At 38.3% G+C, this 14,690-nt stretch carries 14 protein-coding genes; 3 read left to right on the top strand and 11 right to left on the bottom strand.

The window, feature by feature from the left end; all coding sequences use genetic code 11:
* Positions 1-596 precede the first annotated feature (596 nt).
* Complete coding sequence (locus tag CA265_18945; GenBank protein ARS41621.1) at positions 597-1,613, top strand: LacI family transcriptional regulator; 1,017 nt, start codon at positions 597-599, stop codon at positions 1,611-1,613.
* Positions 1,614-1,673: 60 nt separating this feature from the next.
* Here CA265_18945 and CA265_18940 read toward each other — a convergent pair whose 3' ends face one another.
* From CA265_18940 to CA265_18930, 3 genes are all read right to left on the bottom strand, one after another.
* A complete protein-coding gene (locus CA265_18940) occupies positions 1,674-2,237 on the bottom strand; it encodes a ribosome recycling factor (GenBank protein ARS41620.1) in 564 nt (187 codons plus the stop codon).
* Positions 2,238-2,276: 39 nt separating this feature from the next.
* Entirely contained in the window at positions 2,277-2,981 is a 705-nt protein-coding gene (locus tag CA265_18935) for a UMP kinase (GenBank protein ARS41619.1), read from the bottom strand.
* Positions 2,982-3,142: 161 nt separating this feature from the next.
* Positions 3,143-4,234: an N-acetylglucosamine-6-phosphate deacetylase gene (locus CA265_18930; protein ARS41618.1), complete on the bottom strand. Its 1,092-nt coding sequence runs from the start codon at positions 4,232-4,234 to the stop codon at positions 3,143-3,145.
* Between the two features lie 87 nt (positions 4,235-4,321).
* Between CA265_18930 and CA265_18925 the strand changes: the two genes are divergently transcribed.
* A complete protein-coding gene (locus CA265_18925) occupies positions 4,322-5,527 on the top strand; it encodes a metallophosphoesterase (protein ID ARS41617.1) in 1,206 nt (401 codons plus the stop codon).
* Between the two features lie 206 nt (positions 5,528-5,733).
* Here the strand turns inward: CA265_18925 and CA265_18920 are convergent, their stop codons facing one another.
* From CA265_18920 to CA265_18890, 7 genes are all read right to left on the bottom strand, one after another.
* On the bottom strand, positions 5,734-6,579 hold the full coding sequence (locus CA265_18920; protein ARS41616.1) for a translation elongation factor Ts: 846 nt from the start codon (positions 6,577-6,579) through the stop codon (positions 5,734-5,736).
* Positions 6,580-6,708: 129 nt separating this feature from the next.
* Positions 6,709-7,542: a 30S ribosomal protein S2 gene (locus CA265_18915; protein ID ARS41615.1), complete on the bottom strand. Its 834-nt coding sequence runs from the start codon at positions 7,540-7,542 to the stop codon at positions 6,709-6,711.
* Positions 7,543-7,560: 18 nt separating this feature from the next.
* On the bottom strand, positions 7,561-7,947 hold the full coding sequence (locus CA265_18910) for a 30S ribosomal protein S9 (protein ARS41614.1): 387 nt from the start codon (positions 7,945-7,947) through the stop codon (positions 7,561-7,563).
* A 3-nt stretch (positions 7,948-7,950) separates the two neighbouring features.
* A complete protein-coding gene (locus CA265_18905) occupies positions 7,951-8,394 on the bottom strand; it encodes a 50S ribosomal protein L13 (GenBank protein ARS41613.1) in 444 nt (147 codons plus the stop codon).
* Positions 8,395-8,784: 390 nt separating this feature from the next.
* Positions 8,785-9,324 (bottom strand): DNA-binding protein, encoded by a 540-nt coding sequence (locus CA265_18900; protein ID ARS41612.1) that lies wholly within the window; start codon positions 9,322-9,324, stop codon positions 8,785-8,787.
* 42 nt (positions 9,325-9,366) lie between these two features.
* Complete coding sequence (locus CA265_18895; protein ID ARS41611.1) at positions 9,367-10,332, bottom strand: ATPase; 966 nt, start codon at positions 10,330-10,332, stop codon at positions 9,367-9,369.
* Complete coding sequence (locus tag CA265_18890) at positions 10,329-10,991, bottom strand: nicotinamide mononucleotide transporter (protein ID ARS41610.1); 663 nt, start codon at positions 10,989-10,991, stop codon at positions 10,329-10,331. The genes CA265_18895 and CA265_18890 overlap by 4 nt, the downstream gene beginning before the upstream one ends.
* A gap of 146 nt (positions 10,992-11,137) precedes the next feature.
* On the opposite strand from CA265_18890, the gene CA265_18885 reads away from it, so the two are divergent.
* Positions 11,138-12,205, top strand: a complete 1,068-nt coding sequence (locus tag CA265_18885) for a mechanosensitive ion channel protein MscS (GenBank protein ARS41609.1) — start codon at positions 11,138-11,140, stop codon at positions 12,203-12,205.
* Positions 12,206-12,277: 72 nt separating this feature from the next.
* Here CA265_18885 and CA265_18880 read toward each other — a convergent pair whose 3' ends face one another.
* A complete protein-coding gene (locus CA265_18880) occupies positions 12,278-14,569 on the bottom strand; it encodes an RNA-binding transcriptional accessory protein (protein ID ARS41608.1) in 2,292 nt (763 codons plus the stop codon).
* Positions 14,570-14,690 lie beyond the last annotated feature (121 nt).

Raw genomic sequence — 14,690 nt, 5'->3', positions numbered from 1 at the left:
TATTATAAAAATAAAATTAAATGTTTAAAATATTTGCAAGGTATTGGATGTTCCTTTACATTTGTATCAAGCAATTAACAAAAAGGAAACGTTCTTTCAAAATTGCATAACATAATGTAGGGTGGTGAAACAGGCAGACACACCTCCTTGTCTCGGTGGCGGAGAATAATGGGAATATACCGGTTTCGGTACTAACCACTCCTTGAAGGTTCGATTCCTTCCCCTACAGCCAGTTCAGTTGGCAATTTACAGTTGGCGGTTTAAAAGCTGAAAATTGGAAATTGAAGACTGTTAACTTTTGAAATGTTGGGTGGTGAAATTGGCAGACACGCCTCCTTGTCTCGGTGGTGGGGAATAATGGGACAAACGCAGTTTATTGGGTTGACCACAAATTAATTTTTTGAACTGTAGCTAACTACCCCTTGAAGGTTCGACTCCTTCCCCAACAGCATTTTTTATGAATAATAAGTTAGTTAATCGAGCAATCCTGGATAGGTTGCTCTTTTTCTTTTTCAGACTAGTTTTTTTCATATCCATCATATATTTATAGATATATTGTTATATTACCTGATCAAATTATTCGTTCAATGCCCGTGATGAAGAAACGTGTTTCAATTAAAGATATCGCTAAACAATTAAATATTTCCATTACAACCGTATCGTTTGTGATTAATGGGAAAGCAAGAGAAAAAAACATTAGCGAATCGCTTACCAAAAAGGTTTTAGACCTGGTGGCCGAATTAAACTATCAGCCCAATACCCTTGCTACAAGTTTAAGAACGGGTAAAACAAAAATTATAGGTTTCCTGGTTGATGATATTTCTGAACCATTTTTCTCTGGTATAGCACGCCGTATTGATGAAATTGCGTCGAGTCTTGGTTATAAAATCCTTTTTAGCAGTACCAGAAACGATACCGATAAGGCAATAGAATTGCTGCAGATTTTTAAAGACAGGCACGTTGATGGTTACATTATGGCCTTGCCTGAGGGACTGGAAGAGGAAGTTAAAAAATTAATTCAAACAGAGGCACCTGTGGTACTATTTGATCGTTATGTACAGGATGTTAAAACGGATTATGTGATTATCGATAACCAGAACAGTACCTACGAAGCAACTGAGCACCTCATTAAAAATAATTATAAAAAAATAGGTTTTGTAACCATCGATACCGTTCAGCAACAGATGGTAGATCGTCTGGCAGGTTACGAAAGCGCTGTCGAAAAATATAACTTGCCTGCAATCGTAAAGAAGATAAACTATGTAAACTCTGCCGACTCAATTGAAGAGATGATCAGGTTTTTTAAAGAAGAGCAGCAGCTTGATGCGGTAGTTTTTGCGGCGAACTATATTTGTTTAGATGGTTTAAGAACTTTTAGAAAATTAGGTATTCAGATCCACAAAGACATAGCTGTGGTTTCTTTTGATGATTTCGAAATCCTGGAGTTTTGTGAACCTCCGGTTACTGCCATTGCACAGCCTCTTGAGGCCATTGCAGAAAATGTGATGAAGATTCTATTGAACAAACTTAAAAGAGCAGGAAAGCCTATCGAAAACATGCAGGTATCGTTGCCTACTATCTTAAACGTCAGAGGATCAAGCGCGAAAAAATAAGAGCAATAAAAAAGGGAATAGATTTAAGTCCATTCCCTCTTAGCTTGTATTTTATACAGATTAAACTGTCATTACATCTTTTTCTTTAGCTTCAGCGTGTTTATCAACCTTGATGATATAAGCATCGGTTAATTTTTGCACTTCGCCTTCACCTGTTTTAATCTCGTCATCAGAAACACCTTCACCCTTTAATTTTTGAATTTTAGTGTTGGCATCTTTACGGATGTTACGAACGGTAATGCGGCCTCTTTCGGCTTCTTCCTTAACTTTTTTCACCAGGTCTTTTCTGCGCTCTTCTGTTAAAGGTGGTACCACCAGGCGGATCACGATACCATCATTTTGAGGATTGATACCAATATTCGCTACCTGAATAGCTTTTTCAATTGCAGTTAGAAGTGATTTTTCCCAAGGTTGGATGACGATTGTTCTGGCATCAGGCGTATTAATACTGGCTACTTGTGATAATGCTGTAGCGGCGCCATAATAATCCACGAAAATACCATCCAACATTCCAGCTGATGCTTTACCAGCTCTGATTTTAGTTAATTCAGATTCACAATGATCGATGGCTCTTTCCATTGCAGATTGAGCATCCATTAATTGTAATTGTATGAGGTCGTTCATAATTGTGTGTATTTCTACAAAAATAATAATTTTTATTCCTTATTTAACCAGGGTTCCAATAGGTTCGCCATTAGCGATTTTCATGAAATTGCCATGTTTGTTCATATCAAACACAATAATCGGCACTTGGTTTTCTTCGCAAAGGGTAAAGGCAGTCATATCCATTACATTAAGGCCTTTATCGTAAACTTCTCTGAAAGAAATTTCTTCGTATTTAGTGGCTAATGGATCTTTTTCTGGATCTGCGGTATAAATTCCATCAACACGTGTTCCTTTTAAAACAACGTCTGCTTTGATTTCAATGGCACGTAAAGCAGCAGCCGAATCGGTTGTGAAGTATGGGTTTCCGGTTCCGGCACCAAAAATAACCACACGGCCTTTTTCTAAATGTCGAACAGCTCTTCTGCGGATAAATGGTTCGCAAATCTGCTCCATTTTAATTGCAGTAAGTAAACGTGTTTTAATACCAACTTTTTCTAAAGCATCTTGTAAGGCCATAGAGTTGATTACCGTAGCCAACATGCCCATGTAATCGGCCTGTGCTCTGTCCATCCCACTTTTTTCGGCGCTTAAGCCCCTAAAAATATTTCCTCCTCCAATTACGATTGCGATTTCTAAGCCTTTATCGTGTACTGCTTTAATATCTTCAGCGTATTGTTTAACGCGTTCATTATCAATACCGTACTGTTTGTCGCCCATTAGCGATTCTCCACTAAGCTTAAGTAGGATGCGTTTGTATTTCATGACCCCAAAAATATTAACAATTTTTTAATACCTAGCTATGGTTTTTAATAATTGATGTAAATATTTAAATAGAAACACTCATTTAAAGAAAAAAGGGCAATGTCTTAAAATATTGCCCTTTTTGTGCTATCATTTTTATTGAGTTGCGGCAAGCCGGTGGCTTATATCGTTTCGCCTCTGAAGATTACCTCTTTTAAACTCAGTTCGTCATCCAATACCAATAAATTTGCCTGGTGCCCGGTTGCTATAGTTGCAGTAAGGTTTTCTATTCCAATCAATTGAGCAGGGTAAAGCGTTCCCATTTTAACGCCATCACTTAAACTGATCGCACAGTGTGTTACACAGTTTTTAACGGCCTGTAACATCGTTATTGATGAGCCAGAAAGTGTACCATCGGGCATCACATATTTATTCTCCTTTTCAACATGCTGATATGGGCCGGTAGAACAGGCGGTAACCGCATCTGTAATCAGGAATAAACGTTCTTTTAAAAGTTTCTGTGCAAATTTAAGTACTTCGAAATCTACATGCTGCCCATCGGCAATAATGCTGGCCATTGCCTTATTGTGATTAAAAACAGCTGTTGGTATTCCGGGCTCGCGATGGTGGATAGGACTCATGGCATTAAAGAGGTGGGTGGTGGTTTGGATACCTTTGTTATAAGCTGCTGTTGCCTCATCAAAGGTTGCATTACTATGCCCTAATGAAACCACAACACCATGGTCAAGTAAATATTGTATTACCTCATCATCCTGGATTTCTGGCGCTATCGTCATCATTTTAATTACTCCATCACCAAAATCGATTAATTCCTTAATTTCATCCAGCGAGGCTTTCCGTACAAACGCAGGCACATGGGCGCCTAAACGTTTTGGATTCAAAAACGGGCCTTCTAAGTGCAATCCCAGGCAATTTTTTGCAGCTGACCGATGTTCTTTAGCTGCTTTGATACATGCATTAAAAACTTCGGAAGAATTTGTTGCCATACAAGCTAAAAAGCCCGTGGTTCCTTTTTTCAGCAGATCATCTTCCATGATGGTTAATGATTCGACCGTTGGATCGGCAGAGAATAACCGGCCTGCAGCGCCATAAATCTGTAGATCAATAAATCCCGGAATCGTTAATGATTGGCTCGTTTCTTTATTTTCGGAACTATTAATAATAGAAATGGTACTGCCTTCAATTAAGATATCCTGGTTACTTTTTATCTCGTTATCCTGAAAGTAGGATGTATTGGTAATTACTTTTGGCATATCAAACGTTTGAGTAAATTTAATCTTACACGGTCAAAGTTAAATATTGTAACTATATATTTGATCAATAAGATAAAACCTGACCAAATGAATGAAAATCAGCCAAATAGAAGAAGTTTTTTAAAGGCCGGACTAACTTTAAGTGCTGCTACCTTAGTAGCGCCATCTGCTGCCATTGCAAGCGTACCCCTTAGAGAAGATGAATTTAAAATAGCAGTCGGCCCTTATTTACAAACCAACTTTAATAACTCGATGACCATTCTTTGGTTGACCAATAAAAATGCTGCAGGTTGGGTAGAATTTGGAGAACAGGCCGATCAGTTGAGCCAAAAGGCTTACGGAAAAGCTGATCTGGGTTTAATGCAAGCCAATAGCAAGCTGAATGCAGTAACACTCAAAAACTTAAAGCCAGGAACGAAATATTATTATAAAATAGTTTCCAAAGAAATTAAAGATTTCCAGCCTTACAAATTAACTTATGGTGCAACGGTAAGCAGTGCTGTTGAAGAATTTGTGAATGCCGATCTGGCTAAGGAAGAGGTTTCGTTTTTAATGATGAATGATACGCACGATCGGCCAGAATCAATCCCTCAGTTGTTAGGACTTGTTCCGGATAAGAAGCAGGATTTTATTTTCTTTAATGGAGACATATTCGATTATCAAACCGACGAAAAACAGATCATCGAGCATATGCTCCAGCCCTGTGTAGATAATTTTGCAAAGCATACGCCTTTTATTTACGTAAGGGGTAATCATGAAACACGTGGTAAATTTGCACGCGAATTTCCACAATATTATATGCATGTTGGCCATGCGGCTTTTAGCCTGGGGCCTGTTCGCTTTGTTATTTTAGACACTGGTGAAGATAAAGAAGATGCACATCCGGTATACGCAGGTATTGTCGATTTTGACGATTACAGGGTGCAGCAGGCCGAATGGCTTAAAACAGAAATAAATTCGAAGGAATTTAAAAAAGCACCATTCAGAGTGGTGTTAATGCATATTCCGCCACGCTTTTCTGGCGATGCCCATGGTCCAAAACATTGTACTGAGTTATTTGAGCCTTTGTTGAATCAGGGTAAGGTAGATTTAGTTTTAAGTGGTCACACCCATAAATATATGGTGCATCAACCTGATAAAGCGCTAAACCATTATCCTTTGATTATTGGTGGCGGACCAAGAACAGGAACAAGAACAATCACCAAAATAAAAGCCGATCGAAATAAACTCGTGGCGAGTATGATTGATGATTCTGGTAAGGAAGTTGGCAGCTATACTGCGTTGAGGAAGTAGGAGGGTTGCATGCGGCAATCAATTGGTATCGAAACTCCACTCGTACCGTCATTTCGAGTGAAGTGCAACGTAGTTGAGAAATCTGTATAGATAGATCTCTCTGTTCCGCTGCGCTTCAGTCGAGATGACGCCCTTTCCTAAAATATATAGGCATAAAAAAAGCTCCCGATTCAACATCGGGAGCTTTTTAATATGTTTTTTAGTGCTTATGCACCTAATTGTACACGTTTGAAAGCAGATACAGTTAAACCTTTAGAAGTGTTATCTAAAAATTTACGTACATCGATAGAGCTATCTTTAACAAACTCCTGGTTTAATAAAGTACTGTCTTTGTAGAATTTATTCAATTTACCAGCAGCAATTTTCTCCACCATTTCTTCAGGTTTGCCTTCTTGACGGATAACGTCTTTAGCAATCTCGATTTCACGTTCGATAGTAGCAGGATCAACACCGTCTTTATCAACAGCAACTGGGTTCATTGCAGCAATTTGCATAGCAACATCTTTACCAGCTTCAGTAATATCTGCGCCATTAGCACCTTCAAATACTACTAAAACACCCATTTTACCATTAGAGTGGATATAAGAAACGATTTTCTCACCAGATATATTTGCGTACTCCTGAATAACGATTTTCTCTCCGATTTTACCGGTTAGTTCAGTTATGGTTTCAGCAACTGTACGTCCATCTTCCAAAGTAATTGCTGATAATTCTTCAGTATTAGCAGGATTGTTGGCAACTGCAGCAGCTAAAACAGCTTGAGCTAGGTTACGGAAATCTTCCACTTTAGAAACTGGCTCAGTTTCACAAGCTAAAGCAACTAATTTACCATTTGTGCCATCCGCTGAAACATTGATTGATACCAGGCCTTCAGAAGTAGCATTACCAGAACGAGCGGCAGATACTTTTTGACCTTTTTTGCGCAATAAATCAACAGCAGCTTCGAAATCGCCATTAGCTTCTAATAATGCTTTTTTGCAATCCATCATACCAGCACCAGTTTGTTGGCGTAGTTTATTTACATCAGCGGCAGTAATTTGTACTGTAGACATTTTATTTCCTTTTTTAAATTTTACAATCTTGTTATAACAATTACAGGTTACAAGTTACAAGCGCCAAGTTAAACTCATGTTAAGCCAACTTAAAACCTGAAACCAGTAACCTGCAATTAAAAAATATTACTATTCTTCTGTTTTAGTTTCTTCTGATGCTGACGCTTCAACTTCTGCCTCAGCAGCTTTTTTACGTCTTGGCTCTTTTGCTTCTGGAGCATCAGCTGCAGCTTTAGCCGCTACTGCTTCTTTTTCAGCCTCATCATCTTTTTCGCGTTTACGCTCATCTAAACCTTCTTCAATAGCTTTGATAATTACATCAGTAATTAAAGAGATTGATTTTGTAGCATCATCATTCGCCGGGATAGGGAAATCGATGTTAGAAGGATCAGAGTTAGTATCAACCATCGCAAAAGTAGGGATGTTTAATTTTAACGCTTCAGTAACTGCAATGTGTTCTTTCTTAACATCAATTAAGAATAAAGCTGCAGGTAAACGGTTTAAATCAGCAATACCACCTAAAAGTGATTCTAATTTAATACGCTCACGTTGAATCATTAAACGCTCTTTTTTAGATAAGATCGAATAAGTACCGTCTTTAGTCATTTTATCGATGTTAGACATCTTTTTGATTGACTTACGAACAGTAGCAAAGTTGGTTAACATACCACCTAACCAACGCTCGGTTACGAAAGGCATGTTTACTTTTTTAGCTTGTTCAGCTACGATTCCTTTTGCTTGTTTTTTTGTTGAAACAAATAATACTTTACGTCCTGATTTTACGATTTGTTTAATCGCAGCCGCAGCTTCTTCAGTTTTAGTTAAAGTTTTATTTAAATCTATAATGTGAATTCCATTACGCTCCATGAAAATGTAAGGAGCCATTTTTGGATTCCATTTACGGGTAAGGTGACCAAAGTGTACACCTGCATCCAATAAGTCTTGATAAGTTGTTCTTGCCATTGTCTTTGCCTCCTGTGATTAACGTTTACTGAATTGGAATTTCTTACGAGCTTTAGCACGTCCTGGTTTTTTACGCTCAACCATACGCATATCACGCGTCATTAGGCCTTTAGCACGTAATGCAGGTTTTTTCTCCGCATCTAGTTCAACAATCGCTTTAGCAATAGCTAAACGAACAGCTTCTGCTTGTCCTTTTACTCCACCACCTTGTACATTTACAGTGATATCATAACGACCTACAAGTTCAGAAACTTCTAAACTTTGGTTTACGATATATTGCAATGGTAAAGTTGGGAAATATACTTTGTGATCTTTACCGTTAACGGTAATTGCGCCAGCACCATCTTTTAAGTAGATACGTGCAACAGCTGTTTTTCTTCTTCCTGAAGTGTTAGTAACTGACATTTCTTAAAGTTTAATGGTTTTTGGAGATTGAGCTGCATGAGGGTGAGTTTCACCAGCATACACAAAAAGATTGGTGTATAATTTTTTACCCAATTTAGTTTTCGGTAACATACCACGTACCGCTTTCTCGATTACACGTTGAGGGTGTTTCGCCATTAACTCCTTAGGAGAAATAAAACGTTGACCACCTGGATAACCAGTATAAGAAACATATTGCTTTTCGCTGAATTTGTTTCCTGTCAATTTAACCTTGTCTGCATTGATAACAATTACGTTATCGCCGCAATCTACGTGTGGGGTGTACTCAGGCTTGTTTTTACCACGGATGATCATAGCGATCTTCGATGACAAGCGCCCCAAAATCTCGCCTTGCGCATCAACAACAATCCACTGTTTGTTAACAGTTTTCGCATTGGCCGAGACAGTTTTGTAACTTAACGTATTCACTTGCTTGTATTTAATTTATTAAACAATTTATTATTCCCATTAAATTTGGGACTGCAAAGATAGATAGAATACTTTTATTATCAAATAGTTGATTGAAAAATTTTTACGTTTTTACCTGACAATCGTCATGCTGAATTTATTTCAGCATCTGATAGGCTGTATATTTTTTAGGTTGTGAAAAGCAAAGCCGGAAATTTTTTGGTTGGGTTCAGCCGGACTCTACGCTAAATCTTTTAAATGCATCTGTTTCACCGGTTGCAGATTTTTAGCGCCTTAGCATGACATTGTGAACGGAAACTACAAATTAAAAGGATATCGCTGCAATCCTGTTTATAACTTCGGCTAGTGGAACTATTTGTAGTTAGGCTTAAATATTGAATCGCAATCTTGTCACAAATCATCAGGCATATAACCAATCCTTTTTCTCGGTCCAATTTTCTTATCGATTAGTTGATCAAGATAACTAAAAACCAGTTCGATGTTTTTATCATGGTTATCCACTTTTCGTTTGATTTCGGCGATTTCCAATTTGAGTTCGCCATTATCAAGAATAAATTGACGGATACGGGAGAAAATCCTTACAATTTGGATATTTACCTGAATGGCCTGCTTACTGTTTAAAACACTCGATAGCATAAGCACACCATGTTCGGTAAAAACATTAGGTAAATAGGTTCTTCCACCTCTTCCATTTTTTGAGGTCGCAATTTGCGACTTCAAGTTTAACCATTCTTCATCAGTTAGTTGAAACATGAAATCTTCTGGAAATCTATCTGAATTTCTACCAACTTGCTCATTAAGGCGTTTAGTTTCTACACCATAAAGTTCGGCCAGATCGCTATCAAGCATTACTTTAAGGCCTCTTAGTTCGTAAATTTTATTAACTACAATATTGTCAGGGATGATAGGAAGCATTTGTTTCGCTGTCATATCATTTTTGGATTTGACTTGAAGATACAAAAATTGATTTATTTACGCCAATAGTGAATCTATAATTTTTTTAATCCTCTCTTCACGTTCTGCATAATTTCCACTGATCTGAATATAGTTTATCCCACGTTTTTCTAGCTCGCCTTTAAATAGGTTAAACATTTCTAAGCGCTGGTCTCCAAAATCGCGTAGGTGATCGGCTACCCATTTTACATCAATATCCAATAGGAAATATAAATCGTAGCGGATTTCGTTTTCCAGATCATTCAGAATCTGTGGAACTTCGTTCAGGTAATATTGCGAATAAATTTTTGTGGTAATCAGGTCGGTATCACAAAAGACAACCTTATTGGCCATGCTGGCTTTTTCTTTTACCCTTTCGGTTTGTGCTGTCCCAATTTTGATAATGTCATCAAGGGTAATATCGTTCGATGTGATTAATTCGCGTGCAACTTCAGGAACAAAGGTGGTTTGATAGTGCAAAGCCATTTTTTCGGCCATGGTTGATTTACCCGTACTTTCTGGCCCATAGAAACAAATCTTCTTTACAAAAAACGGGCGTACTTCTTTTGGGATAAATTCCCAGTATTGGAATGGTTTAGTTCTGATTAAAGTTGCGGAAACGGGGATAAATTTTCTTGGTTCGTCAAACAAAATATGTTCAGCATCTAAATTAAAAGCAAAAGGTTCTCCATAAAATTCAGAGCTAAAAAGCATGTCGATCTTTGGATATACTTCTTTCATTCTAATCGCCCAGATATTTGTCCGATCTTGTAAGGCTAGGGTTTCATCATCAAAATCATCCGCAATGATGGCGGGCTTGATGTTCGGCTGATCCTTAAATATTTCCTTGATCCATTTGAAACGCATAGCCGGATCAATCTTGTCAGCAGGTGTATAACTCATCGAAACAATCAACTCATCACATTCTGAGGCAGCGAAATTAATCAACGCAATATGCCCGTTATGGATAGGCATAAATTTGCCAATCACTAAACCTCTTTTCATGCTGGTTTAGAATAGCTTTTATACTCTTTTATCCAATGCCACAACGCAAATGCAGCAATAACGGTAAAAATTAAATATTCTATTCCCATAAATTTGATGCCTTTTAAAAAGTATAGGTAAGTAGCCACTACATCGATGATCAGCCAGATAATCCAGCATTCTATCCTTTTTTGGATCATTAGAAAAGTGGTGATCACGCTCATTACAAAAATAAACGAATCGACAAAAGGATAAGCACTTGGCAAGTTAAATAACATTGGGAGCCAATTGTGGAGCTGACTGGCTAGTGTACCCATCAGTAATGTACCAACAATGCCAATAACCAAGAATATTAGAAACTGTTTTATCGGCATAAAACTAATTTTAAGTTCTTTGTTTTTATCCTCTTCTTCAGGTTTTGGATTCGCCCATCGCCACCAGCCCATTATGTTGGTTACAAAAAAGAAAACCATCAGAAACATATCGGGGTAAAGCTGGCTTTGATAGTATAAAAAGGCTGATAGGAATACATTAACAATACCTGCAGGCCAGCTCCAGATGCTTGCTTTTGCCGAAAGAGAAACTGAAATAATCCCCGTAATTACTGCGAAGAATTCCAGATAGCTCATTTTATAGCCAAGAACAGTAAAAAATATAGTGTGAGCATCGAAAAAATCCATCCTTTCCTTTTTGAAGATTTACAAAATGCTAATGTAAATAATTATTTGGGGCTAGTGGTTTCCTGTTGGCAAACAATCAAAAAATATGGCTGTTATAAGAATATCCATTAGGTGATCGCCGTATTTATTAACCACAGATTTCGTTTATGCAGTATATCGACCAGATTTTCGGTTATCCAATTCCTTTGTTTTTTAAGAATCTCATCATTGGATTAATAGCGGTATCTCTTGGCATTTTAATCAAGTTTATCATTCACAAAACTTTCATCCTGCTTTCGCGATGGTGGGATTTTATCATTATAAAATCGACAGTGAAGCATTTGAGGAGACCTGTAGCTATTTTTATTCCCTTATTGTTCCTTAACTTCTCGTTAACGCTGATGGAGATGGCGCCAACATATCGTCTTCCAATAACCAAGATATTGGAAATTGCACTTACGGTTACTTTTGCACTTATTTTGGTGAGGGCAATTAACGTTTTGGAAGATTATTTCTACCTGAAATATGACCTAAACAAAGAAAATAACCTAAAGGAACGTAAAATCAGAACGCAGTTGCAGTTTGTTCGAAAATTTATTGTTTCGCTTATTATTTTAATTACTGCTGCTATTATTTTATTGAGTTTTGAAAGCATGCGTAAAATCGGGGCTGGCTTACTTACGGGAGTTGGTATAGGTGGGATTATCATCGGTTTTGCAGCGCAGAAATCCCTTGGAAATTTATTGGCAGGCTTTCAGATTGCCTTTACCCAGCCGATCAGAATTGATGATGTTGTAATTGTAGAAGGCGAATGGGGAAAAGTCGAAGAAATTACTTTAACCTATGTGGTGGTTAATATCTGGGATCAACGACGGTTGATCTTGCCGATTACCTATTTTATTGAAAAACCATTTCAAAACTGGACCCGTGTTTCTGCTGATCTGCTTGGAACGGTTTTTTTATATCTTGATTATACCATCCCGATTGAGCCATTGCGACAAGAATTAACCAGGTTATTGAATGCTAATCCACTTTGGGACAAACGTGTAAATGTAGTACAGGTTACCGATAGTACAAAAGATGGCGCCATCGAAGTCCGATTTCTGATGAGCGCTTCTAATTCTTCAAGGGCTTTCGATTTACGTTGCCATGTAAGGGAAGCTATGATTTCGTTTATTCAAACAAATTATCCTGAAAGTTTACCGAAGAAGAGATTGGAGTTTGAGAAACAGTAATTACATGTCAGTCTGAGCCTGTCGAAGACTCCCTAAATACTTCGACAGGCTCAGTATGAGAATTGCCCGTAATTATTTAAACATGCCTTTCAGTTTTGCCAATTTCTCTTGCAAATCGCCATCAGCATCTTTTGGTTCATTACGTGGTTTAAAAATAGGCTTGCTGTTATTGGGTTTGTATTCTTGCTTAGGCTTGTGTTCTTTAGACTCCCGACTGCGGACTTCAGACTTCGGACTAACTTCAGTTTTCATTGAAAGCGAAATTCTTTTACGCGCAGCATCAACTTCCATAACGGTAACTTCTACCTTTTGATGAACTTTTACCACATCATTTGGGTTAGCCACAAAACGGTTGGCCAGCTGACTGGTGTGAACCAGACCATCCTGGTGTACGCCGATATCAACAAAGGCACCGAAGTTGGTAATGTTGGTTACAATTCCAGGGAGTTTCATGCCCACTCTTAAATCTGAAATCTCGTTTACGCCATCGGTAAAGCTAAAAGCTTCAAACTGTTCACGTGGATCGCGGCCAGGTTTTGCCAGTTCTTTTAAAATATCCGTTAGTGTTGGTAAGCCGATTTCATCTGTTACATATTGTTGTGGTTTGATCTGCTTTTGCAATTGCGTATCTTTCATTAAAGCTGAAACCGTAGTACCGAGATCTTTTGCCATTTTATCTACTACGGCATAACGCTCAGGGTGAACACCGCTGGTATCCAAAACATTTTCTGCATTGCGGATGCGTAAGAAACCTGCTGCCTGCTCGTAAGCTTTATCGCCCAAACGAGGTACTTTTTTCAGACTTTCACGGTTTTTAAAAGCACCGTGTGTATTTCTATAATCAACAATATTCTGTGCTAATGTTGGTCCTAAACCCGAAACATAGGCTAAAATCTGCTTTGAGGCAGTATTTAATTCTACACCAACAGCGTTTACCGCACTGATAACGGTATCATCCAAACTTGCCTGTAATTTATTCTGATCAACATCGTGCTGATATTGACCAACACCGATAGATTTCGGATCAATTTTTACCAGTTCAGCCAATGGGTCCATTAAACGGCGACCAATTGAAACGGCTCCACGTACGGTAATATCCTGCGTAGGGAATTCTTCTCTGGCTACTTCTGACGCTGAATAAATAGAAGCGCCACTTTCGTTAACCATTACAATGGTGATGTGCGGTAAATTCAACGCACGAACAAAAGCTTCGGTTTCTCTTCCTGCAGTACCGTTACCAATGGCTATAGCTTCAACATTATGTTTCTCGCAAAGCTGTTGGATAGTAAATTCGGCATTTTTCACATTTCCTTGTCCGGTATGCGGGTAAATTGCCGTATTTTCTAACAACTGACCTTGTTTATCTAAACAAACCACTTTGCAGCCTGTACGGAAACCGGGATCGATCGCCAATACATTTTTTTGTCCCATTGGAGCTGCCAATAACAATTGACGTGCATTTTCGGCAAATACGCGGATGGCTTCTTCATCCGCTTTTTGTTTGGTGAAAACACGAAGTTCGGTTTCCATTGCTGGTTCCAACAAACGTTTGTAGCCATCTTCTAAAGCCTGCTGGACCTGCTTTGAAGCTGCATTATTGCCTAAAATAAACTGGTTTTCTAAAATAGCAATGGCATCTTCTGCCGGTGGAAGTGCATCTAATCTTAAAATCAGCTCCTTTTCTCCGCGGCGCATGGCCAGAACACGGTGCGATGCAGCTGTTTTAACCGGCTCGTTCCATTCGAAGTAATCTTTATATTTAATGCCTTCTTCTTCTTTTCCTTTAATCACTTCTGATTTAAAAGAGGCTTTTTCCTGAAAATAGGTGCGCATTTTGGTCCGTGCCTCTACATTTTCAGAAATCATTTCAGCAATGATATCCCTTGCACCTGCTAAAGCTTCGTCAAGTGAATTTACACCTTTCTCTGCATCGATAAATTTATCTGCTGACGCCTCCAAATCAAAAGCATGCTGCTCAAATATCTGCAAGGCCAAAGGTTCTAACCCTTTTTCTTTTGCTACCGAAGCACGTGTTTTACGCTTAGGCTTAAACGGCAGGTAAATATCTTCTAAAAGCGAAATGGTTTCTGCTTCGTTGATCTTTTTTTCTAGTTCAGGTGTTAACTTGCCAAGCTCGGTCATCGATTTCAAAATCGCTTCCCGGCGCTTGTCTAAATCGCGCAACTGCAAAACCCGATCGCGGATTGCTGCTACCTCAACCTCATCTAAGCTACCGGTTGCTTCTTTACGATAACGTGAAATAAAGGGAACTGTAGCACCTTCATCTAACAGATTTATGGTTGCGGTTACTTGTTTTTCTGCAACTTTTAATTCGGCTGCAATTATTTTATGGTGGGTTAACATATCCTAAAGGTAAAAATTAAAGGAAGCAAAGCTAATCAGGATTTGCGGGATTTAATGATTTTTAGCACGAAGTTTTCCACGAAAATTTGTGAGTAAGTTTTTGAAAAAAAGCAATAATTAT

The sequence above is a fragment of the Sphingobacteriaceae bacterium GW460-11-11-14-LB5 genome, assembly GCA_002151545.1.
In the GTDB taxonomy this organism is placed as follows: Bacteria; Bacteroidota; Bacteroidia; order Sphingobacteriales; family Sphingobacteriaceae; genus Pedobacter.
This window is presented reverse-complemented; position numbering and strand designations above follow the sequence as displayed.

Coding starts and splice junctions, on each gene's coding strand:
- CA265_18930 (ARS41618.1), bottom strand. CDS start 4,234: ATGCCAAAAGTAATTACCAATACATCCTACTTTCAGGATAACGAGATA.
- CA265_18895 (ARS41611.1), bottom strand. CDS start 10,332: ATGAAAAGAGGTTTAGTGATTGGCAAATTTATGCCTATCCATAACGGG.
- CA265_18935 (ARS41619.1), bottom strand. CDS start 2,981: ATGAAATACAAACGCATCCTACTTAAGCTTAGTGGAGAATCGCTAATG.
- CA265_18885 (ARS41609.1), top strand. CDS start 11,138: ATGCAGTATATCGACCAGATTTTCGGTTATCCAATTCCTTTGTTTTTT.
- CA265_18910 (ARS41614.1), bottom strand. CDS start 7,947: ATGTCAGTTACTAACACTTCAGGAAGAAGAAAAACAGCTGTTGCACGT.
- CA265_18880 (ARS41608.1), bottom strand. CDS start 14,569: ATGTTAACCCACCATAAAATAATTGCAGCCGAATTAAAAGTTGCAGAA.
- CA265_18940 (ARS41620.1), bottom strand. CDS start 2,237: ATGAACGACCTCATACAATTACAATTAATGGATGCTCAATCTGCAATG.
- CA265_18925 (ARS41617.1), top strand. CDS start 4,322: ATGAATGAAAATCAGCCAAATAGAAGAAGTTTTTTAAAGGCCGGACTA.
- CA265_18920 (ARS41616.1), bottom strand. CDS start 6,579: ATGTCTACAGTACAAATTACTGCCGCTGATGTAAATAAACTACGCCAA.
- CA265_18890 (ARS41610.1), bottom strand. CDS start 10,991: ATGGATTTTTTCGATGCTCACACTATATTTTTTACTGTTCTTGGCTAT.
- CA265_18945 (ARS41621.1), top strand. CDS start 597: ATGAAGAAACGTGTTTCAATTAAAGATATCGCTAAACAATTAAATATT.
- CA265_18915 (ARS41615.1), bottom strand. CDS start 7,542: ATGGCAAGAACAACTTATCAAGACTTATTGGATGCAGGTGTACACTTT.
- CA265_18900 (ARS41612.1), bottom strand. CDS start 9,324: ATGACAGCGAAACAAATGCTTCCTATCATCCCTGACAATATTGTAGTT.